Origin of the sequence: Streptomyces koelreuteriae (assembly GCF_018604545.1) — a bacterium.
GTDB lineage: Bacteria > Actinomycetota > Actinomycetes > Streptomycetales > Streptomycetaceae > Streptomyces > Streptomyces koelreuteriae.
The window spans coordinates 7,601,624-7,623,483 of sequence record NZ_CP075896.1 but is presented as its reverse complement, the minus strand read 5'-3'; the positions used below and the strand labels follow the sequence as shown (position 1 = coordinate 7,623,483).

Sequence of the window (21,860 nt, the reverse complement as noted above, 5' to 3'; positions counted from 1 at the left end):
GTGGAGGGACGCGTACCGGAGGATCTCGCGGTCGTCGTCGATGCCCGCGGGGCGATCACGGCGTGGAGCGACGGTGCCCGCCGCCTGCTCGGATACGACGCCGCCGAGATCGTGGGCAGGTCCGTCACCGAGCTGCTCACCGCCGACCTCCCGGAATCCACCCGGCGACATGTGGCCGACAGGCAGCGGTGGGCGGGCGAGGTGGCGCTGCGGCACCGGGACGGCGACCGGGTCGCGGTGCGGCTGCAGGGAACGCCCCTGACGGACGCGAACCGCGAGCGGCTCTGGCTGGTGACCGGCATCGCACCTGCGCACACGGCGCGACGGGCCGGACAGGAAGCCCCGCCCCTGTGGGACCTCACGCTCTCCCAGCTCCCGGTACCGGTGGCGGTCTACGACCGTGAGGCCCGGCTGGTGGCCGCCAACGCGACCATGGCGCAGGTGATGGGCCGGACCGAGGAGGAGATGAGGGGCCTGACGCTGTGGGAGATCCACCCCAGCTGGCCCTTCGACGAGTACGACCGCCTCCAGCACGAGGTCCTGCGCACCGGCGAGATGATCTTCCACGAGGAGCACGGCCTGGCCCCGGGCGAGACCCGGCGGCACGCCTGGTCCATGTACATGTCGCCGCTGAAGGACGAGACCGGCACGGTCCAGGGGCTGTCCGCGACCGTGTTCGACACCACGGAGCAGTCCTGGGCCCGCCGCCGGCTGGCGGTGCTCAACGACGCGAGCCTGCGCATCGGCAGCACCCTGGACGTGGCCCGGACGGCGGACGAGCTGGCCGAGGTGGCCGTGAGCGGGTTCGCGGACTTCGTCACCGTGGACCTGCTGGAGTCCGTCGCCCTCGGGGACGAGCCGGAACCGCTGCCGCCGGACGCGCCGGTCACCGTACGGCGCACCGCGCAGCGATCGGTGCTGGAGGGCTGCCCCGAGTCGGTGATCCCCTCCGGGGACACGACCGTCTACCCGGTGGGCACGCTGCCGGTGCGGACGCTCGTCGCCGGCCGGGGCTCCCGGCACCGGCCGGGGGATCCGGGGATGCGGGAGTGGATCAGCTCCTCGCCCGCCCGCGCCGAGTCCGTGGCCAAGCACATGATCCACTCGGTGATGATGGTGCCGCTGCGCGCCCGGGGCGTGACGCTGGGGCTGGTGCACTTCCTGCGGCACCGGACGCCGGAGCCCTTCAGCGAGGACGACCTGCTGCTCGCTGAGGAGATCGCGGCCAGGGCGGCGGTGAGCGTGGACAACGCCCGCCGCTACACCCGGGAACGCCGTACGGCACTGGCGCTCCAGCGCAGCCTGCTGCCCGACCGGCCTCCGGACCTGGCGGCGATGGAGGTCGCCTACCGCTATCTGCCGACCGGTTCCGGGGCGGAGATCGGCGGCGACTGGTTCGACGTGATCCCGCTGTCCGGCGCCCGGGTCGCCCTGGTCGTGGGCGACGTGGTGGGCCACGGCATCCACGCCTCGGCCACGATGGGACGGCTGCGGACCGCCGTACGGACGCTCGCGGATGTCGATCTCGCCCCCGACGAGCTGCTCACCCAGCTGGACGATCTCGTCCTGAGGCTCGACCGGGAGGAGGGCCCGGAGGTGCGCGGGCGCTCGGCGGAGGCGTCGGGGCAGGTCGGAGCGACCTGTCTGTACGCCGTGTACGACCCGGTGTCCCGCCGCTGCACCATGGCCCGCGCCGGGCATCCGCAGCCTGCGCTGGTCACGCCCGACGGCGACGTGCGGTTTCTCGATCTGCCGGCCGGGCCGCCGCTGGGCCTGGGCGGTCTGCCGTTCGAGTCGGCCGAGGTGCGGCTGGAGGAGAACAGCCTGCTCGCCCTCTACACCGACGGGCTGATCGAGGCCGCCGACCATGACATCGAGGTCGGGCTCGGCCTGCTGCGCCGGGCGCTGGGCAGCCCGGCCGACGCGCTGGAGGAGACCTGTGACCAGGTGCTGCGCACCGTGCTGGCGGGCCGTTCCGCCGACGACATCGTGCTGATGCTGGCCCGGACCGCCGCGCTCGACGCCGGGCAGGTGCACACCTGGCGGCTCCCGCCCGACCCCGCCGCCGTGGCCCGCGCCCGCAAACTGGCGGGCGGACAACTGTCCGACTGGGGGCTGACGGAGGTGGCGTTCACCACGGAGCTGATCGTCAGCGAACTGGTCACCAACGCCCTGCGCTACGGCGGCGCCCCCATCGAACTGCGGCTGATCCGCGACTCGACCCTCATCTGCGAGGTGTCCGACGGCAGCAACACCGCTCCCCATCTGCGCCGGGCCCGCGTCTTCGACGAGGGCGGACGCGGCCTGCTCCTCGTCGCCCAGCTCTCCGACCGCTGGGGCACCCGCCAGACCGCCACGGGCAAGACGATCTGGGCGGAACAGCCGCTGCCCGCCGAGACGTCCGGCTGACGCGGCCGGCCCCGCGCCCTACGTCCGCCGCTCCCCCGCGCCGCGCGTGGGAGATCCGGCGTCGAGGGCGCTCTCGGTGTGCGTGACGAAGTCGTCGAGGAGCCTGCGGAGGAGCACGGCGAGCTGCCGCAGCTCCCCGGGGGTCCAGTCGGACAGCGCCATCTCCATGCCCCGCCGACGGACCTCCCGCATGCGCTCGACGGCGGCCAGACCGGCCCCGGTGAGCCGGACGAGCTGGGCGCGCCGGTCGGCCGGGTCGGCGACGCGGACGACATAGCCGGCCCGCTCCAGGTGCCGCAGCTGCCGAGTGACGTGGGAGGCCTCCACCGACAGCCGGGCGGCCAGTACGCCGGGGCGTGACGGCTCGCCCCCGGCGATGTGCTGCAGGACCGCCGCGGCGGCCCGGTCCAGGGCCAGTCCCGACTCGGCCATCACCCGCTCGTGCTGCCGGGCCCGGCCGGCCAGGTGGGTGAGGCGCGTGAGGGCCTGCTCGATCTCGGCGAGCGCCGTCGAGGCGGGCTCCGCCACGGGATGTGGTGTGGGCATGGGTGCAGCCTAGGAAAGTTGCTTGACTTAGGCAAGGAGAATCTGCTTGCCTAAGTCAAGCAACCGCGCTTCCCCGTCACTCCCGGAGGGCTTCCATGTCCCACCCCGTCACCGGCCACGCGAAGGCCGGATCGTCCGCCCCGCCCAGATCGAACGCCGTGGTCGGGGTACTGGCCTTCGCCGGGATCGTGGTCTCGCTGATGCAGACCCTGGTCATCCCGATCGTTCCCGAGCTGCCCCGCTATCTGGACGCCTCCCCCTCGAACGCCGCCTGGGCGATCACCGCCACCCTGCTGGCCGCCGCCGTCGCCACCCCGGTCGTCGGCCGCCTCGGGGACATGTTCGGCAAGCGCCGCCTGCTGCTCGTCAGCGTCGTGCTGCTGGTGTCCGGCTCGGTCGTCTGCGCCCTGAGCGACTCGCTCGTCCCGATGGTCGTCGGCCGCACGCTCCAGGGCCTGTCGGCGGCCGTCGTCCCGCTCGGCATCAGCATCATGCGGGACGTCCTGCCCGCCGAGCGGCTCGCCGGCTCCACCGCCCTGATGAGCGCCTCCCTGGGTGTCGGCGGCGCCCTCGGCCTGCCCGCGGCCGCCTTCATCGCCGACCGCTACGACTGGCACATGCTGTTCTGGATCTCCGCCGCGCTCGGTGTCCTCGCCCTGGCGCTGCTGGTGCTGATCGTGCCCGAGTCGAAGGTCCGCACCGGCGGCAGCTTCGACCTGCCCGGCGCCCTCGGTCTGTCCGCCGCGCTGGTCTCCCTGCTGCTGGCCGTCTCCAAGGGCGGCGACTGGGGCTGGACCAGCGGCACGACGCTGGGGCTGTTCGCCACCGCGGTCGTGGTCTTCCTGCTGTGGGGACGCTACGAACTGCGCACCGCCCAGCCGCTGGTGGACCTGCGCACCACCGCCCGCCGCCAGGTGCTGTTCACCAACCTCGCCTCGATCGCGCTCGGCTTCTCGATGTTCGCCGTGTCGCTCGTCCTGCCGCAGGTCCTCCAGCTGCCCGAGCAGACCGGCTACGGGCTGGGCAAGTCCATGCTGGCCGTCGGCCTGATCCTGGCCCCGCAGGGGCTGGTGATGATGGCCATGTCCGCCGTCTCCGCCGCCCTCACCAAGGCGAAGGGCCCCAAGGTCACCCTGATGATCGGCGCGGTCGTCGTGGCCGCCGGGTACGCGCTGAGCCTCGCGCTGATGTCCGAGGTCTGGCACATCGTCCTGGTCGCCTGTGTCATCGGCGGCGGTGTCGGTTTCGCCTACGGGGCCATGCCCGCCCTGATCATGGCAGCGGTGCCGGCCTCCGAGACGGCGGCGGCCAACAGCCTCAACACCCTGATGCGCTCCATGGGAACGTCGTTCGCCAGCGCCCTCGCGGGCGTCATCCTGGCGCAGCTCACCACCGACTTCGGGGGCCATGCCCTGCCCTCCGAGAACGGCTTCAAGACGGTCATGGCCATCGGCGCCGGAGCGGCCCTCCTGGCCTTCCTCCTCGCCTCCTTCCTGCCGCGACGGCAGGCCGCGGGCGAACCGGCCGAGCCGGCCGAAGCCCCCGCCGAGACGGCCGTGGTGTAGCAGGCTCCACCCCCGGTCCGGGAGCGCGCTCCCTCGTCGCGGCAGGCGGCGGACGGAATCGTGGTGAGCAGGCCGGAAACGCCCGAGCCACCCCTCCCTCCCCCGCATTCCACCCCGAGAGGTACCTCCATGTCCTCGTTCCTCGCCACCGTCAAGTCCTTCGTCGCCGACCTGCTGCTCTGGAGCCTCTTCACCATCGGTCTCGGCGCCGCCCTGGGCGCCGGTGCGGTCCTCGACGGCACCCAGAAGGACGTGGCCACCGTCGCCGGGTCCGCCGTCGCGCTCGTCACCGGTACGCGCCTCGCCAAGAAGCCGAGGATCAAGGGCTTCCTGTCCAGGCCGGGCACGCTGTGGTTCCTGTTCCTGTTCAACGGCGGTGCGGCCGTGGCGATGTACGTCGCCCTGGACGGCGTGAAGGCGATCGCCGCCGCTGCCGCCATGGGGCTGGTCTCACTCGGCGCGGCCGGCGGGATCGTCGCCGGCCACCGGAACGCGGCCCACGCCTGAGACTCCGCGACCTTCTTGAACCTTCCCCTCCCCCACCCCACCTCACCGACTCACCGAGGAGACGCCATGTCCGATGCCCTGTCCTGCCCCGTCACCGGCGCCACCGGCCCGCTGCCCGAGTACCCGCTGCCGCGCGCCGAACAGTGCCCGCTGGCCCCGGCCCCGGTCGCCCAGGAACTGCGGAACGAGAAGCCGATCACCAAGGTGCGGATCTGGAACGGCAGTACGCCCTGGCTGGTCACCCGCCACGCCGACCAGCGGGCCCTGCTGCCCGACTCCCGCGTCAGCGACGACGACCTCGACCCCGGCTTCCCGTACGTCAACGCGCACCGGGCGGAGATCGCGCCGATCACCCCGCGGCTGATCACCAACACGGACGCCCCGGAGCACACGCGGCTGCGGCGGACCGTGAACGGGCCGTTCGTGGTCAAGCGGATCGAGAAGATGCGCGAGCCGGTCCAGAAGATCGTCGACGAGCTGATCGACCGGATGCTCGCCGGCCCCGGCCAGGTCGATCTGCTCAAGGCGATCGCGCTGCCGGTGCCGTCCCTGGTCATCGCCGAACTGCTCGGAGTGCCGTACGAGGACCACGACTTCTTCCAGCGCAGCAGCAGCCTGGTGCTGGACGGTTCGGCGGCGCCGGAGGAGGCCAGGAAGGCCAGCGGCGCGCTCGCCGCCTACCTGGACAACCTCATCAAGCTGAAGACGGCCGACCCGGACGACGACGTGCTGTCGGAGATGGCCGGCCGTGTCCAGGCCGGCGAGATGACACACAGCGAGGCCGTGCACATGGGCGTGGCGATGCTGATCGCCGGCCATGAGACCACCGCGACGATGATCAGCCTCGGCACCCTCGCCCTGCTCCAGCACCCCGACCAGCTCGCCCTGTTGCGCGAGACCGACGACCCGAAGCTGATCGCGAACGCGGTCGACGAGGTGCTGCGCTATCTGTCCATCGTCCAGACCGGCGTACGCCGGGTCGCCAAGGACGACATCGAAATCGGTGACGTCGTCATCCGCAAGGGCGACGGCATCATCTTCGACCTGCACGCCGCGAACTGGGACCCGGAGGTCTTCCCCGAGGCCGAGCGCCTCGACATCACCCGCCCGGCCCGAATCCACCAGGCCTTCGGCTACGGCCCCCACCAGTGCCTCGGCCAGAACCTGGCCCGCCTGGAACTCCAGGTCGTCTACGGCACCCTCTACCGCCGCATCCCGACCCTGCGGCTGGACGCGGCGATCGAGGACCTGGAGTTCGACCACACCGGGACCACCTACGGCGTGCACAGCCTGCCCGTGGCCTGGTGACCACCCACTCTCCGAGAAGAACCGAGGTGACAACGATGCGTGTGGAACTGGACGTTCCGAAGTGCGTGGCGTCGGGCCAGTGCGTGATGGCCGCCCCTGACGTCTTCGACCAGCGGGACGACGACGGTGTGGCGATCCTGCTGGAGGAGCGGCCCGGCGAGGAGCTGCGCGGCGAGGTGGAGGAGGCCGTGGCGATCTGCCCGGCCGCCGCGATCCGGCTGGTGCAGTCGTGAGGCGGGTCGTGGTCGTCGGCGCCTCGGCCGCCGGACTCGCGGCGGCGGAGACACTGCGCCGGACGGGCTTCGACGGCACGCTCACCCTCGTCGGTGACGAGCCGCGCGCCCCGTACGACCGTCCCCCGCTGTCCAAACAGATCCTCTCCGGCGAGTGGCCGGCCGAGCGTCTGCCGCTGCGCCCGCCGTCCGACCTCGACGCGCTCGGCCTCGACCTGCGGCTGGGGACGGCCGCGACCGGGCTGGACATGACGGACCGTACGGTGTGTCTGGCCGACGGGGGTCGGGTGCCCTACGACGGGCTGATCGTGGCCACCGGGGTGCGTCCCCGGCGGCTGCCCGGTGACGCGGGCGCCCATGTGCTGCGCACCCTGGACGACGCCCTGGCGCTGCGCGAGCGGCTGAGGCCGGGCTGCCGGCTGGTCGTGGTGGGCGCCGGGTTCCTCGGTGCCGAGGCCGCCGCGGTGGCGCAGGGGCTGGGCGCCCGGGTGACCCTTCTGGAACCGGCTCCCGTGCCGCTGGCGCACGCCGTCGGCCACGAGGTCGGCCGGGTGCTCTCGCGGGCCCACCTCGACCACGACGTGGAGCTGCGCACCGGCGTCACCGTGACCGAGGTGACCGACGGGGGCGTACGGCTCGCGGACGGCGAGCCGGTCGAGGCCGACGCGGTCTTGGTCGCCATCGGCTCGCTGCCCAACACCGAGTGGCTGGCGGGCAGCGGGCTCGCGGTCGGCGACGGGGTGCTCTGCGACGCGTACTGCGCAGCCGCTCCGGGTGTGTACGCGGCCGGGGACGTGGCCCGCTGGGACAACCCGCTGTTCGGGACGTCGATGCGGATCGAGCACCGTACGAACGCCGCCGAGCAGGGCATGGCCGCCGCCCGCAATCTGCTCGCCGCACCGGATGCGCGCAGGCCGTTCGCGCCGGTGCCGTACTTCTGGTCCGACCAGTACGACATGAAGATCCAGGCGTACGGCTACCTGCGCGGGCACGACGAAGTCGCCGTCGTGGAAGGCGACTTGGCCGAACGCAGGTTCGTGGCCGCCTATCGCACGGGCGACCGCCTGACCGGTGCCTTGGCGGTCGGCATGCCGCCCAAGGCCGTCCGCGGCTGGCGGCAGGCCATCGCGGGCGGAACGGCCTGGCGCGACGCCGTACCGGCCGCCGGCACCGAGGCGGCCTGACCTCAGGTTCCCCGACTCCCGGCGGGGGCGGCCCCGTTGTCGCCCCCGCCCTTTCAGCGAAGGAGAGCGCAGATGCAGAACCGTACGGACGACCCGCGCGACGTGGTCGTCGTCACCGGAGCGGGCGGGATGGGAACGGCGGTCGCGCGCCGTCTGGGCAGCGGACGGACGCTGATCATCGCCGACCACTCGCGCGAACGGCTCGATCAGGTCGTGGCGGAGCTGAGCGCCGAGGGATACGAGGTGCGCGGCGTCCCGACCGACGTCTCCGACCGTGCCTCGGTCGAGGAACTCGCGAGAGTCGCGGCGGAACTGGGCCGGATCACCGCCGTGGTGCACACCGCCGGGGTCGCCGCCGCGACGGCCTCGGTCCGCAGGATCCTCGATGTGGACCTGCTCGGCACGGTGTATGTGATCGAGGCGTTCGAGAAGGTGGCCGTCAGAGGCACCTCGCTCGTCTGTGTCGCCAGTCTGGCCGGGCACATGGCCTCGATCAGCGCCGAGGACGAGGCCGCCCTGGCGACGGCTCCCGCCGAGGAGCTGCTCGGTCTCGACGCCGTCACCGGCCTCGGTGACGACGCGACCGCCGCCTACATCCTCGCCAAGCGCGCCAACCACGTCCGTGTGCAGGCCGCCGCCCTCGCCTGGAATCGGCTCGGCGCCCGCGTCAACACCCTCAGCCCCGGTGTCATCGCCACCGCGATGGCGAAGGCGGAGGCCGACTCGGACGCCGACGGGCACATGCTGAAGATGCTCGACGCGTGCGGGGCGGGCCGGCCGGGCACACCGGGCGAGATCGCCGACGCGGTGGCCTTCCTCACCGGCCCCGAGGCGCGCTACATCACCGGCACCGATCTGCTCGTCGACGGCGGGCAGGCCGCCTGGATCCGCCGCCACATGCGGCGCCCCGGATGACGGTGGCCGAACCGGCCCGCTGGGGCAGGGCGCTGGGGCAGGCGGGGCGGGCCACGCTCCACCTGTTCCTCGCCGCCCTGCTGGCCTTCGGCCTCTACCTGTTCATCACCGTGCTGCTCATCACGGCGATCGCCACGGTCTCCGTCGTCGGGGCGTGGCTGCTGCCCGAGACGGTGCTGCTGATCCGCCGGATCGCCGGGGCGAAGCGCACCCTGGTGACGGCCTGGACGGGCCGGGAGATCCCCGAGGCGTACGAGCCGGTCACCGGCCCGCTGCGCAAGCGGCTGCGGATCGCGGTCCGGGACCCCGGCACCCTGACCGATCTGCGCTGGATGGCGGCCTCGTATGTCTATGGGGCCCTGTTCTTCCTGGCCTTGCCCCTGTGGCCGCTGGGGCTGGTGGTCGACGGCGTGCGGTGCGGGCTGGGGCGCCGTGCGGCGCTCGTCCTGCCGTGGATCACCCGCCTCGCCGATGTGGAGGCCGGCTGGTCGGAGGCCCTGCTCAAGCCCTCGCCCCGGGCACGGCTGGCCGCCCGGGTCGAGGAGCTGGCCGCCACCCGGACGGACGCGATCGCGGCGCACGGGGCCGAACTGCGCCGTATCGAGCGGGATCTGCACGACGGGGCGCAGGCCCGGCTGGTGGCGCTGTCCATGCGGATCGGGCTGGCCGTACGCGCCTACGACCATGACCCGCGGGCCGCGCAGCGGCTGCTGGCCGACGCGCAGGACCAGGCCGAGGAGGCGCTGACCGAGCTGCGGCACGTGGTCCGCGGCATCCATCCGCCGATCCTCACCGACCGGGGTCTGATCGGTGCGGTGCGGGCGCTGGCCGCGATCAGTGGACTCGAGGTGGCCGTGCGGGTGGACGGTCTGGAGGGCGAGGGGGTCCGGGCCCCGGCCGCGATCGAGGCGGCGGCCTACTTCGCCGTGGCGGAGGCCCTCACCAACGCCGCCAAGTACAGCGGCGCCGACCGGGCGTCGGTCGTTCTGGAACGGCTGCGCACCGGGCTGCGCGCCGTCGTCCGGGACGAGGGCGTGGGCGGCGCGGACGAGTCCGGTGGCGGCTCCGGGCTGCCGGGCATCCGCCGCCGCGTCGCCGCCCTGGACGGGAGCGTGACCGTGACCAGCCCCGTCGGGGGGCCGACCGTGATCGAAGTGGAGCTGCCGTGCGTGTGGTGATCGCCGAGGACAACGCCCTGCTCAGAGAAGGGCTCGTGCTGTTGCTGACCTCGGCCGGGCACGAGGTGGCGGCCGTCGCCCGTACCGGTCCCGAGGTTCTCCCGGCGCTGCTCGAACACCGTCCGGACGCGGCCGTGCTCGACGTCCGGATGCCGCCGGGCTTCCGGGACGAGGGCCTGCGCGCAGCCCTGGAGGCCCGCGAGAGGATGCCAGGACTGCCCGTGCTGGTGCTCTCGCAGTACGTGGAGGAGTCGTACGCCGCCGAGTTGCTGGGCGGCGGGGCGAGCGGGGTCGGTTATCTGCTCAAGGACCGGGTGGGCCGGGTGGACGAGTTCCTGGAGGCGCTGGACCGGGTCGCGGGCGGTGGTACGGCCCTGGACCCGGAGGTGGTCACCGAGTTGCTCACCCGGCGCCGCGACTCACCCCTGGACTCGCTGACGCCGCGCGAGCGCGAGGTGCTGAAACTGATGGCCCAGGGCCATGACAACACCACCATCGCGCGGACCCTCGTCGTCACCGAACGCGCCGTCAGCAAGCACATCGGCAATGTGTTCCTGAAGCTCGGCCTCCCGACCGGCGACAGCGGTCACCGCAGGGTGCTGGCCGTCCTGGCGTATCTGAACGGACGGTGAGTCAGCGCGGGGTCGGGGCGGGCCGGGCCAGCCGGTCACCGATGACGCCGATCACGTCCGGCGCGTGGTCGATGAGGAAGAAGTGCCCGCCGGGGTAGCGCTTCATCTCGAAGTCGCCTTCGGTGTGGGCGCTCCAGGCCCGTACCTCGTCGTGGCTCGCCTTGGGGTCGTCGTCTCCGGTCAGCGCGGTGAGGGGGCTGCGGAGGCGGTGGTCCGACGCCCACACATAGGTCTCCACCGCGCGGTAGTCGTTGCGCAGGGCCGGCAGGATCATGCGCATCAGCTCCTCGTCCCCGAAGATGCGCTGGTCGGTGCCGCTGAGTCCGCGCAGCTCGGCGATGATCCCGGCGTCGTCCCGCCGGTGCACCCGCTCGTCGCGCCGGCACGACGGTGCGCGGCGGCCCGAGACAAAGACCCGCTCGGCGAATCGCCCGGCCCGCTCCAGCCGTACGGCGACCTCGAAGGCCAGGGTCGCTCCCATGCTGTGCCCGAACAGGGCGAAGGGGCGGTCGACCGTGCGCGTCACGGCCCGGCTGACATGGTCCGCGAGACCGTCGATAGTGTCGATCATGGGCTCGTTGTGCCGGTCCTGACGGCCCGGGTACTGGACGGAGAGCACCTCGACCCGGGGGGTCAACGCCTGGGCCACCGGCCGGAAGAAGGACGCCGAACCGCCCGCGTGGGGCAGGCAGATGAGTTGTACGGGGGCGTCGGGGCTCGGGAAGAAGCGTCGTATCCACGGATCGGTGGCGGTCATGGGGCCTTCCTGTTCTCATGCTCGGAACGACTTCTCGTGCTCGGAACGACATGCTGGTATCCGATTGCCAAGATAGACGGACCGACCGGCCAGGAGGGATCGCATGACGAACCACCCCACCCGCACGGAACGCGTCGAACTGACACCGGCAGCCGAGGAACTGCTGCGGAAGCTGACCGGGGCGCACGGGCCGGTGATGTTCCACCAGTCCGGCGGCTGCTGCGACGGCAGTGCCCCGATGTGCTACCCGCGCGGTGAGTTCCGGGTCGGCGGCTCGGACGTCCTGCTGGGGCAGGTGGCCGGGGACACCCCGTTCTGGATGAGCGGCGACCAGTACACGTACTGGTCGCACACCCATCTCACCGTGGACGTCGTCCCCGGCCGAGGCAGCGGCTTCTCCCTGGAGGCCCCGGAGGGCGTCCGCTTCCTGATCCGCTCCCGGCTGCTCACCGACGAGGAGCTGCGGCACATCGAGGCGGAGCCACCGCTGCCGACCGGGGCGGAGGAGCCCGGCCGGGCCTGAACGGCCGGGTGCGCGTGTCGCCGTAGGGTGGGCGCATGTACACGACGCGGGTCTCGGGCCATGTCGACGCGCCGCGTCCGGCCGTCTACCGGGCGCTGCTGAGCGCGGAGGCGGTCGAGCGCTGGCGGGTGCCGGACGACATGCGCGCCGAGGTGCACGAGTTCGACGCGCGCGAGGGCGGCCGGTTCCGTGTCTCGCTGACGTACGACGCACCCGGCGCCACCGGGAAATCGGCCGCGCACACCGACACGTACCACGGCCACTTCGCGCGGCTCGTGCCCGACGAGCAGGTGGTCGAGGTGCTCGCGTTCGAGTCCGCCGACCCCGCCATGTCCGGCCCGATGACCATGACGACGACGCTCACCGACGCGCAGGGCGGTGGCACCGACGTCCTCGTGGTCCACGAGGGCATCCCCGACGCCGTGCCCGCCGCGGACAACGAGACGGGCACGCGCATGGCCCTGGCGAATCTGGCCCGGTACGTCGAGACGGGCCCGAGCGCCGGCTAAGGCGCGGGGCGTCGTTCGCCGAGGTCCCAGCGCCCGCCTCGCAGCTCCTGTTCTGGCAGGCCCGCGCGGCCGCGGCGGAACTGGGAAGGCGCCCTGCGGGAGACCGCCGGCGCCGGAGCGAGCGACGGCAACTTCGTCTCCGCGCTGCTGGCCGGAATCCTCGGGGCGGCAGCCGTACAGCCGGACGGCCCACCCGGCCGATTTCCATGTTCATGCCAGGCACATGGGGCGACTGCCGTGCCCTTCAGGAGCACAGCCGGAACACGGATTTCTCCGTGCACAGAAACGCATTGACCAACTGAATGCACGAAGCAATCGTGATGCCCTCGACGCCCCTCCGTGCTTCCGTGCGCCCCTATGGAGAAAGGATTCGGCGAGCCGTCGGCGGATTTCACTGGGCAGGACTGTGGCGAGCGTCAAATCGACGCGACAGCAGCGCAATCCCGTGTGCCGACCGAGGCAGGTGGTATTCGATGAGCGGCTCCGTTCCCGGACCGGCCCGAAATTGGACAGTGGGCACTGCTCCAGGCATATTCCCATTCCTGGGCCACGGTATCGACTTGGTCCGTCGCCCGCTGGCTTTTCTGGAATCTCTGCCCGCGCACGGGGATCTGGTCGAAATACGCCTGGGTCCCCAGCGAGCCTGGATGGCCTGTCACCCGGATCTCGTCCACCAGGTACTAGGGGACCCGGAGACGTTCGACAAGGGCGGCCCGCTCTACGACCGGCTGCGGATGCTGCTGGGGGACGGCGTCGGCACCTGCCGCCACCAGGACCACCGGCGCCAGCGCAGGCTGCTCCAGCCCGGCTTCCGCAAGGCCCGCGTCGCCGACCAGGTGCACCTGATGGGCGAGGAGGTGGAGTCGGTGTGCCGCGGCTGGCGGGGCGGAGGGCCGGTCGACGTCAGCGCGGCCATGATGGACCTGTCGACCCGCGTGATCAGCCGCCTCCTCTTCTCCGACTCGCTCGACGCCGCGACCGCCGCCGAGATGCGCGGCTGCCTGGCCACCGTGGTGCGCGGCATGTTCGTCCGTACGGTGATGCCCGTCGACGCCCTGTTCCGGATTCCCACTCCGGCGAACCGGCGCTACCGGCACGCCTCCGACCGTCTGCGCGCGATCGTCGACGCGGCTGTCGCCGAGCGCCGGCGAGGCGCCGCCCGGGACGACCGGGACGATCTGCTGGGCACCCTGCTGGCGGCCGCCCGCGGGGACGGCGGGGAGCCGGCGATCACCGACAGGGAAGTCCACGGCCAGGTGATCACACTGATGTTCGCCGGCGCCGAGAGCACCGCCCTGTGCCTCTCCTCCGCCTTGGAACTGCTGGGGCGCCACCCCGAGGAGGAACGTCGGCTGCACGCCGAGGTGGACGCGGTGCTCGCCTCGGGACGGCCGCCCGGTCCCGACGAACTGCCGCGCCTCGTCCACACACGGTCCGTCCTCACCGAGACACTGCGCCACCGCCCGCCCGGCTGGCTCTTCACCCGCGTCACCACGAAGGAGACGCGGCTCGCCGGGCAGCTGCTCCCGCCGGGCGCCACGATCGTGTTCAGCCCGTACCTCCTGCACCACGACCCCGCCCTGTTCCCCGACCCCGACCGCTTCCTCCCCGACCGCTGGCTGCCCGGGCAGGCCGTCGCGGTCCGCCCCGGAGCGATGATCCCGTTCGGAGCGGGCCGCCGGAAATGCATCGGGGAGACACTCGCCCTCACCGAGGCCATGGTGGCCGTCGCGTTCATCGCCCGCCACTGGCGACTGCGCCATCTGCCCGGCTACGAGGAACGGCTGCGTCCCGCGGCGTCGTTGGGCCCGCGGGGACTGGTCATGACCTGCGAACCGCGCGTCAGGAAGACGGCGGGCACACCGCCCCGGGCGGATTCCATCGCACCCCGGACAGATGTCTGCCCCGTCGCCCACAACTCCCGAACGGCAGGTGGCAACGATGTCCACGGCGCATGAGGAAATAACGCTCGCCGCGCAGGAGAAAACTCGGGCGGTCGATCTGCGGGAACTGATCGACGCGAACCTCTACATGCCGTTCCCGTTCGAACGCAATCCCCACGCCTTGGAAGCGTCGGCGGGCGTCGACGCATGGCTGAGTACCTGGGGGCTGACCGACGACCCGGCGGTGGCGGCCATGATCTCCTACACACGTCCCGCCGAACTCGCCGCCTGCAACAGTCCGTCCATGGATTCCGGGCTCCTCCAGATCGTGGCCAATCAGATCGCCTACCAGTTCGTCTTCGACGACCGGGCGGAGGACGTCGGGCGGCGCTCGCCCGCCCGGCTGCTGCCCATGCTGAGCGAGAGCATCGCGATCCTGCGCGACGGCCGCCCGCCCACCACCCCGCTCGGGGCGGCCCTGACCGACCTGTACCGACAGGTCCGGGAGCGGTGCACACCCGATCAGGCCGCGCGCTGGGCCTGGTACAGCCGTGAGTATGTGCACGGCCTCCTGTACGAGGCGGTGGCCCAGGTCGACTCCGACCCGGTGGGCAGCGGACTGTGCCGGGACATTCGTTCCCTCATCGCCGGCGTCCAGCCGTTCTACCCGCTGTGCGAGGCCGCGCAGCCGTGCGAACTGACGCCGCAGGAGATCCACCACCCCGTCATGCGACGCCTGAGCCGGTTGTCGGCCGACGCGGCGGTGTGGATACCCGACCTCTTCTCCGCGGTGAAGGAACAGCGCGCGGGCGGCATGATCAACCTGGCCCTCGCCTACCAGAGGACCCACCGGTGCTCCCTGCCGGTGGCCGTCACCCTGGCCGCACGGCACATCAACCGCACGATCCGCGAGTTCGAGGAGCTCTACGGCGAGATCGGGCCGGAGCTGAGCCCGTCCGGCGTCGGCTATGTGGAGGGCATGGCCGGCTGGATCCGCGGTTGCTACTTCTGGTCCCGCACCGTGCCGCGGTACGCCGACACGATGGCGGCACCCGCAGGGCTCTGACCGTCCGTCCGACCGGTCGCGGCCCCCCGCAGGAACCCCGAAAGGGGCGGAAACGGACCACGCTACCCCGAAAGGTGGGCACTCAAAGCACTACCGCCGGAAATTCACTCACCCTGTCTACCTCCTATTACGTCCGGGCCAAACGACCTGTTTCCGGGCGTACGCTCGCCCCGTCCGGCGGGGAGCAACGACAGGAAGCGGTAGATCACATGGCCCATGGGCTGCGGCAACCGATCACCGAACACCGGCCTCTCCTCGAACGCGACGAGGAACTCCAGGCCATCGATCACGCACTGGCGGGACTCCGGGACACCGTGGACGGCGTGCCCCGGGTACCGCGCGGCGGGCTGCTCGCCTTCACGGGTGAGGCCGGGCTGGGCAAGACGACACTGATCGCGGCGGCGCGCGCCCGCGCCGCCGCACAGGGGTTCACGGTGTTCTCGGGCAAGGGCGGCGAGAACGAGCAGGGGCTGGCGTTCCGTGTCGTCCGTCAGGTCATGCAGCCCGTCCTGGCCCAGATGAGCGGGCCGGAGCGCCGGGATTTCCTGGGCAGTTGGTACGACATCGTCGGCGCCGCGCTCGGTCTCGAGGCGACGGACACCGCCCGGATGCCGGACCCGACCGGAGTGCGCGACGGCCTCGACTGGGTCATGACGCGCCTGACGATGCTGAACTCCCCCGTCGTTCTGCTCTTGGACGACCTGCACTGGGCCGACGCCGAATCCCTCGACTGGCTCGCGTCGTTCGCGCCCCGGGTCGCGGACCTTCCGCTCCTGGTCGTCGCGGGCTACCGGCCGGACGAACTCCCCTCCGACGCACCCTCGTTCCGCACGCTCGTCGAACGCCATGAGCAGCGCCCGCACGTCCTGTCCCCGCTCGGCGAGGCCGGTGTCGCGCGGATCATCAGGGAGGAAGTGGGCGAGGAAGCCGAGGACGAGTTCTGCGGCGCGTGCTGGACGGTCACCAACGGCAGCCCCTTCGAGACCGTCGAACTGGCCATCAGGCTCCGCGAGCGGCGGCTGCGGGGAACCCGGGACGAGGTGCCCGTGATGCGGGACCTCGCCGCGGCGGTCAAGGGCCCGGGCCTGATCGAGCGGCTCAAGCGGCTCGGGCCGAGCACGGTCCGCTTCGCGTGGGCCGGCGCCGTCCTGGGCGGGCCCTTCGAAGCGGAGGCCGCCGCCGATCTCGCGGTGGTCGGCAGCGCGGAGGCCATGGAGGCGACCGAGAAGCTGCGCGCCTGCCGCATCCTCAGGGACGCCTACGAGGCCGCGGGCGCGCTGGAGTTCGTCCATCCGCTGATCGCCACGACGGTCTACCGCGACATCCCCTCGGGCCTGCGCGTCGGCATGCACGACGCGGCCGCCAACGCCGCCCGGACGGTCGAGTCCAGCCCCACCGCCGCCGCCCGTCACCTGCTGGAGGTGCCCTGCGACGCCCGGCCCGAGACGGTCGCGTGCCTGCGCGCCGCCGCGCGGGAGTACCTCCGCGCCGGGGCCCCGGAGGCCGCCCGGCGGGTGCTGACCCGGGCGTTGCGGGAACCGCCGCCCGCCGCGGACCGCGCCGCCCTGCTGCACGAACTGGCCTCCTCGACCTTCCTGATCGAGCCCACGGCCACGGTGAGCCACCTCCGGGAGGCGCTGAAGGAACCCGGAATCGAGCCGGACCTGCGCGCCTCCATGGTCTATCTGCTGACGCAGGCGCTGGCCCACACCGACCGGCTGACCGAGGCCGCGACCGTGGCCGCCGACGAGGCGCGGCGCGCCACCAATCCGCGCGTCCGACTGCGCATGCAGGCGGATCACTTCGTCTGGAGCGCCTTCCGCGCCGACGAGCCGGACTCCTCCGCCCGCTCGCGCAGGCTGGCGAAGCTGGCCGGAATGCTGACCGGACGGGGCCTGGAGGAGCGCTACATCCTCGGTCTGCGGGCGTGGGACGCCCTGGTGCGCGGCGAGCCGCGGCAAAGCGCCCTCGGGTTTGCCGAGGAGGCGCTGAGCGGAGGGATGAGCTGGACCGACGAGAACCGCGGCTTCGAGGTGCCCGCGGCGGTCGCCCTGCTGTTCATGTACTGCGACCAGCCGCGGCGGGCCGAGGAACTCTTCGCCGAGGGGATGGCCGAGTGCGAGCACCGGGGGTGGCGGGGCTCCCATCTGGCGCAGGGCCAGACGCTGCTGGGCTACATCCGCTACCGCCGGGGCTGCCTCCCGGAGGCCGAGGAACTGGTGCGGGCCGGGCTGGACACGGCCGAGCGCGTCGAGGGAGCGGTGCCCGCGCAGTGGTTCGCCATCGGCATCCTCATCCAGATCCTGCTGGCGCGCGGGCGGACCACCGACGCGCGCCGGCTCGCCGACAGCTACCACTACGGCGACGTCGTCCCCAACGCCGTCATCTTCCCCGACCCGCGCACGGTCTACGCCGAACTGCTCCTGGCCGAGGGCCGGCTCTCCGAGGCGGCACGCCTGTTGGCCAGGGTCGGGAACTGGCTGGAGGGACGGGATTGGCACAACCCCTCCTGGTGCCCCTGGCAGCTCGGGCTGGCCTCGGCACTCGCCCGCACCGCTCCCGACCAGGCGGTGCTGCACGCCGAGGACGCCACCAAGCGAGCCCGGGACTTCGGCGCGGCGTCGGCGATCGGCCAGGCGCTGCGGGTCCAGGCGGAGGTCACGGGCGGGCAGGCGGGGCTCGATCTGCACACACAGGCCGTCGATCATCTGGAGCGGTCGCCCGCCGCGTACGAACTGGCCCACGCCCTGGTGAGCCATGGCGCCGCGCTCGTCCGCAACGGCCGGCTGCACGACGCCGCCGACCGGCTCTACCAGGGCCTGGAGGGAGCGGTGCACTGCGGTGCCGAGGGACTGGCCGACCGGGCCAGGCGGGAACTCTCCGCCGCGGGCCTGCGCCCGCTGCCCCTGCGCTACCCGCAGACGGACATACTGACGGGCCCGGAACGCCGCGCCGCCGAGAAGACAGCCCAGGGCCACCCGGCAACGGTGGTCGCGAAGGACCTGCGAATCACCGAACAGGGCGTACGCCACCTGCTGTCCTCCGTGTACCGCAAACTCGGCACGGACCCGGCGGGCCTCGCCGACGCCCTGGAGAACCGCGCCCGGCCGGGGCGGTAGCGAGCCCGGGGGCGGGTCTCAGCGCGTCCGCGGATCGTGCTGTGCTCGATGCCCCATCGACTCCCAGAACCGCCGTAGCTCCGTCAGATTCGTGCGGCGTTGCCACGAGGCCCTGGGATGGAGGGGGAAGCGCGAGCGGGTCAGGAGGGTGGACTGGGCGCGGCAGAATGCCTCGCCCAGTTCCGCCCGCTGGCCGTCGAGGTCCTTGGGCGGGTAGGGGCACAGTGCGAAGGCGCAGTCGTCGCGGCAGTTGGAGCCCGCCTGGGAGGATGCCTTGCGGACGGCGGTACGGCCCGGGTCGAGCGGGGTGCGGTCCAGGGTGAGGCAGGGTGGCAGATCGGGCCGAGCGGTGTGCTGAAGGCGCCGGATGCGGTCGGTGGGCCAGTCGCCCCGTTCTGCAAGGTTCAGGAGCAGCAGAACGTCGGCGAGGAGCTGTTGTGCGCTCGGGTGCAGGGCGCTCCAGCCCGTGGACGGCGGGATCCACAGATTGTGCTTGCGTGCCTCGCCCGAGGTCGTCTGGGAGCCCACGTGGGCGGCGACGCCGGACTCGTCGATCCACAGGAACCGGGTCGGCTGCCGGGTCTCCAGGGCCCAGACGCACAGTTTCCCGGCCGCCGTCACGAACGGGTGCTCCGGCTCGCCGTCCGGCCGGGCCAGCCACTGGCGGACCTGCTGGGCGGGGTTGGCCCCGTGACCACGGGAGGGAAAGCCGGCCGTGGCCCCGTCGGGCAGATCCCACAGAGTCAGCGCGTGCAGCAGCGTCAGGCGGGTGAACCAGAACCGGGTGCGCTTGAGCATGTACCACGCCTGCTCGCTCAGGTACTCACGGGCTTCGGGCCGGGCGTGCGGATGGCGGTGCCGGCGGTTCGCCGCGAACTTGAAGCCCTGGGCCAGCGCCACCTCCACGTTGAGGTCGAGTCCGGAGGACGTGCCGGTGCTGTCCGCAGGGATGCCCACGCGCCGTACCCAGCCTTCCAGGAACGCGTAGGGGGTGTTCTGGTGCCGGTGGGTGGTGACGGAACCCACGAGCAGCGGGATCAGCCACGCGCACAGGGTGTTGTCCCGCCACCGCCGTTCCTCGATCTCGCGGCCCTCGCGTTCCCGTCTGCGCTCCTGGCGCCGCTCCGTCTCACGCTCCTTCAGCTCCCGCTTCAGACGCGCCACCTGTCCCTCGCTCCGCCGGTGCTGTCGGGCCCTCTGCTCCGTGGCCAGCTCCCGCTGCTCCTCGTCGCCCTGCTTCTGCCGCCAGCCGGGCTCCCGCTCGACCGGCGGCCCCTTGACCGCCTGCGGAGCGCGCAGCCCTCGCTGAAGCGCGGCAAAGGCGAGATCCCCGCCGGCGCCGATCTCCTGGGCGATGGCCAGCCGGACCGAGTAGGAGGGTTCGAGACGGGCGATGTCGAACAGTTCCAGGTAGGCGGGCCGAAGGGTCTGGCGCTGCGCGACCCCCCGCATGGCCTCCCCGAGCCGGTCCACGAGCAGGGTCTTCGTGGTGCGCAGGGTGTGCGGGTCGCGGGCTCGCAGATCCGGCCAGGACGCGCACAGCCGCCCGGCGATGTCGTGCTGCTTCGGCTCGGCGTCGACGCTGTCGATCTCCAGGGCGGCCGCGTACAGCTCCAGAGCCTTGCTGTGCAGGGTGCGGCCGAAGAGGAGGCGGGCCGCCTGCTTGTCGCCACTGTCCTGGTCGGAGTTCCTGACCATCTGCGCCTGACAGGCGGCCTCCAACAGCAGGTCCCGGGCGGCGCTCACCGGGCACCACGCAGTCTCGTCCGGGTCGGCCGTTCCCGGCTCCTCGTGGACGCAGGCGCCGTCGGGCAACCGGGAGTGCAGCACCATGGCGATCAGCAGTTCGCGGCCCGGCCTGCGCAGGGCAGCCGGGAAGAACCAGCCCTCTGTCGGCTCCGCCGGGACGTCCGGGTGGATCACCGCGTTGAGGAAACGGGCCCCCAGCTGGGACTGGATCACGCTGTGCTGGAAGCGGACGCGGTCCCCGCCGAGTTCGACGAGCTCCATGCGGGCGCCCCAGTGGGCGGCGAGCCGCAGGTCGATGCCGCTGTCGCCCACCCTGCTCGCCAGCTCCCGGACGATCTCGGGATAGCGGGAGCGGGCCGGGTCCTGCTCGTCGACGACGTCGGCGAACCGTACCTCGGAGGTGTCGAGGGCCAGTCCGACACATGCCAGTGCGCACAGGTAGTGGACGGTCGAGCGTCGTTCCTCCGGGGAGAGCGGCAGGTGCGGCTGGAAGCGGCCGCTGATGAGGGCGCTGAGCCAGGTCTCGAACAGGTGGAACCTCAGGGACGCCCGGTCGCCGCCCCGCGTCTCCACGGCCTCCTCCTCCGCGGGGCCGCCGAGGGCGCGCTCCAGCAGTCCCTGTTCGTGCAGTTCGGCCGCGATCTCCAAGTAGGTGGGTGCCTCCGCGATACCGGCCCTTTCGACGATCCAGTCCAGCCGCTGCCGGTCCTCCCCGGCGCCCCCGGAGGAGATGTAGGTGAGGGCGGCCTCCTCGCTCAGTGGCTCCAGCTCGGTCAGGGAGGCCTCCATACCGCGCAGTGAGTCGTGCGGCCGGGAGGTGATGATCAGCGGCATGCCCTCCTCGTTGGCGCGGCGGATGGCCAGGCGGATGATGGTGTCGCGTTCCTCCTCCAGGTCCGCGGCGGTCAGCGCCTCGTCCAGGCCGTCCGCGAGCACCACGATCCGTCCCTGCTGGCACAGCCGCCGCCACACTTTCTCCGCCTCGGCGCCGGAGCGGATGTGGCCCTGCACTTCCCGACAGAAGCGTTCGAAGGCCAGCTCGCGGAAGTCGAGGTTCTTGTCGGCGGCGCGCAGTCGCAGCGGCACGGGCACCGCCCCGTGCTCGGCGAGCCGCTGCGTCAGCAGCACGACCAGAGCCGTCTTGCCGGTCCCGATGCCCCCGACGATGACGTGTGTACGGCGGAATCGGCGGTCCCGCAGGTCTTCCATGAGGACCGCGCAGAGCTGGTCGCGGCCGACGACCCGGCCGAAGATGCCGCCCGCGGTCTCCACCAGTTCGTGAGGCTCCCGGCGCGCCTTCCTCAGGTAGGCGCGGCGCACGGAGCTGAATCGGAAGAACAGGTAGGTGACGGTGGCCAGGGCAAGGGTGAGGAACGGCATGAACAGGGACTGCAGGACGGTACAGCTGAAGCCGTCGGGTTTGCATTGCCTGTCCACCCACCTGACGGGCGATTCGAAGCTCCTCTCCTGCGGCAGGGTGACGAGGGCGGTGACGGCCAGGAACAGTAGGAGCAGGGCGCCCAGGAACGTCAGCACCAGCAGCGTCACGTACCCGCCGCTCTTGCGGACCCGCCAGGTCCTGGTCCGGTCGTAGCCCTGCCTCATCAGCCGGCGCCGGTGCAGGGCGCGGCGGACGCCCAGCCCGTCGCGCAGCACTCGTCCCAGTCGGCGCGGCAGCTCTCCTCCTTCGCTCACCCTGTGAGGGTTCCGCGCGGGCGGCGTTTCGGGCGCGGGCGGCCCCAGATTCACCCGAGGGAAGCGCCGGAGGCACCCGCCA

17 protein-coding genes are annotated in these 21,860 nt (G+C 72.3%); 14 read left to right on the top strand and 3 right to left on the bottom strand.

The genetic code is table 11. From position 1 onward, the window contains the following. Positions 1-2,409, top strand: coding sequence for a SpoIIE family protein phosphatase (locus KJK29_RS34350; protein WP_215123072.1), 2,409 nt, complete (start codon positions 1-3; stop codon positions 2,407-2,409). 18 nt (positions 2,410-2,427) lie between these two features. On the opposite strand, the gene KJK29_RS34345 is transcribed toward KJK29_RS34350, so the two are convergent. Continuing rightward, entirely contained in the window at positions 2,428-2,955 is a 528-nt protein-coding gene (locus KJK29_RS34345) for a MarR family winged helix-turn-helix transcriptional regulator (protein ID WP_215123071.1), read from the bottom strand. Between the two features lie 95 nt (positions 2,956-3,050). On the opposite strand from KJK29_RS34345, the gene KJK29_RS34340 reads away from it, so the two are divergent. The 8 genes from KJK29_RS34340 to KJK29_RS34305 all read left to right on the top strand — a co-directional run bounded on the left by KJK29_RS34340 (position 3,051) and on the right by KJK29_RS34305 (position 10,477). Next, positions 3,051-4,520, top strand: coding sequence for an MFS transporter (locus KJK29_RS34340; RefSeq protein ID WP_215123070.1), 1,470 nt, complete (start codon positions 3,051-3,053; stop codon positions 4,518-4,520). Between the two features lie 129 nt (positions 4,521-4,649). Continuing rightward, positions 4,650-5,027, top strand: coding sequence for a hypothetical protein (locus KJK29_RS34335; RefSeq protein ID WP_215123069.1), 378 nt, complete (start codon positions 4,650-4,652; stop codon positions 5,025-5,027). Positions 5,028-5,093: 66 nt separating this feature from the next. Next, a complete protein-coding gene (locus KJK29_RS34330; protein WP_215123068.1) occupies positions 5,094-6,335 on the top strand; it encodes a cytochrome P450 in 1,242 nt (413 codons plus the stop codon). 35 nt (positions 6,336-6,370) lie between these two features. Then, positions 6,371-6,568 (top strand): ferredoxin, encoded by a 198-nt coding sequence (locus tag KJK29_RS34325; RefSeq protein WP_215123067.1) that lies wholly within the window; start codon positions 6,371-6,373, stop codon positions 6,566-6,568. After that, positions 6,565-7,752: an NAD(P)/FAD-dependent oxidoreductase gene (locus KJK29_RS34320; RefSeq protein WP_215123066.1), complete on the top strand. Its 1,188-nt coding sequence runs from the start codon at positions 6,565-6,567 to the stop codon at positions 7,750-7,752. Before KJK29_RS34325 ends, KJK29_RS34320 begins: the two co-directional genes overlap by 4 nt. Before the next feature lie 72 nt (positions 7,753-7,824). Beyond that, on the top strand, positions 7,825-8,667 hold the full coding sequence (locus KJK29_RS34315; RefSeq protein WP_215123065.1) for an SDR family oxidoreductase: 843 nt from the start codon (positions 7,825-7,827) through the stop codon (positions 8,665-8,667). Beyond that, the gene (locus tag KJK29_RS34310; protein WP_215123064.1) at positions 8,664-9,845 is read left to right on the top strand and encodes a sensor histidine kinase; all 1,182 of its coding nucleotides are present in this window, start codon (positions 8,664-8,666) and stop codon (positions 9,843-9,845) included. Before KJK29_RS34315 ends, KJK29_RS34310 begins: the two co-directional genes overlap by 4 nt. Next, a complete protein-coding gene (locus tag KJK29_RS34305; protein WP_215123063.1) occupies positions 9,833-10,477 on the top strand; it encodes a LuxR C-terminal-related transcriptional regulator in 645 nt (214 codons plus the stop codon). Before KJK29_RS34310 ends, KJK29_RS34305 begins: the two co-directional genes overlap by 13 nt. A gap of 1 nt (position 10,478) precedes the next feature. Here the strand turns inward: KJK29_RS34305 and KJK29_RS34300 are convergent, their stop codons facing one another. After that, positions 10,479-11,234, bottom strand: a complete 756-nt coding sequence (locus KJK29_RS34300; protein WP_215123062.1) for a thioesterase II family protein — start codon at positions 11,232-11,234, stop codon at positions 10,479-10,481. Positions 11,235-11,337: 103 nt separating this feature from the next. On the opposite strand from KJK29_RS34300, the gene KJK29_RS34295 reads away from it, so the two are divergent. The 5 genes from KJK29_RS34295 to KJK29_RS34275 all read left to right on the top strand — a co-directional run bounded on the left by KJK29_RS34295 (position 11,338) and on the right by KJK29_RS34275 (position 18,334). Continuing rightward, on the top strand, positions 11,338-11,757 hold the full coding sequence (locus KJK29_RS34295; protein ID WP_215123061.1) for a DUF779 domain-containing protein: 420 nt from the start codon (positions 11,338-11,340) through the stop codon (positions 11,755-11,757). 35 nt (positions 11,758-11,792) lie between these two features. Continuing rightward, complete coding sequence (locus KJK29_RS34290; protein ID WP_215123060.1) at positions 11,793-12,266, top strand: SRPBCC family protein; 474 nt, start codon at positions 11,793-11,795, stop codon at positions 12,264-12,266. A 473-nt stretch (positions 12,267-12,739) separates the two neighbouring features. Next, the gene (locus tag KJK29_RS34285; protein WP_215123059.1) at positions 12,740-14,224 is read left to right on the top strand and encodes a cytochrome P450; all 1,485 of its coding nucleotides are present in this window, start codon (positions 12,740-12,742) and stop codon (positions 14,222-14,224) included. Then, positions 14,208-15,215, top strand: a complete 1,008-nt coding sequence (locus tag KJK29_RS34280) for a (-)-alpha-amorphene synthase (RefSeq protein ID WP_215123058.1) — start codon at positions 14,208-14,210, stop codon at positions 15,213-15,215. Before KJK29_RS34285 ends, KJK29_RS34280 begins: the two co-directional genes overlap by 17 nt. A gap of 209 nt (positions 15,216-15,424) precedes the next feature. Further along, a complete protein-coding gene (locus tag KJK29_RS34275) occupies positions 15,425-18,334 on the top strand; it encodes an ATP-binding protein (protein WP_215123057.1) in 2,910 nt (969 codons plus the stop codon). Positions 18,335-18,352: 18 nt separating this feature from the next. On the opposite strand, the gene KJK29_RS34270 is transcribed toward KJK29_RS34275, so the two are convergent. Further along, positions 18,353-21,778, bottom strand: coding sequence for an NACHT domain-containing protein (locus KJK29_RS34270; protein WP_251058003.1), 3,426 nt, complete (start codon positions 21,776-21,778; stop codon positions 18,353-18,355). Between the last annotated feature and the right edge of the window lie 82 nt (positions 21,779-21,860).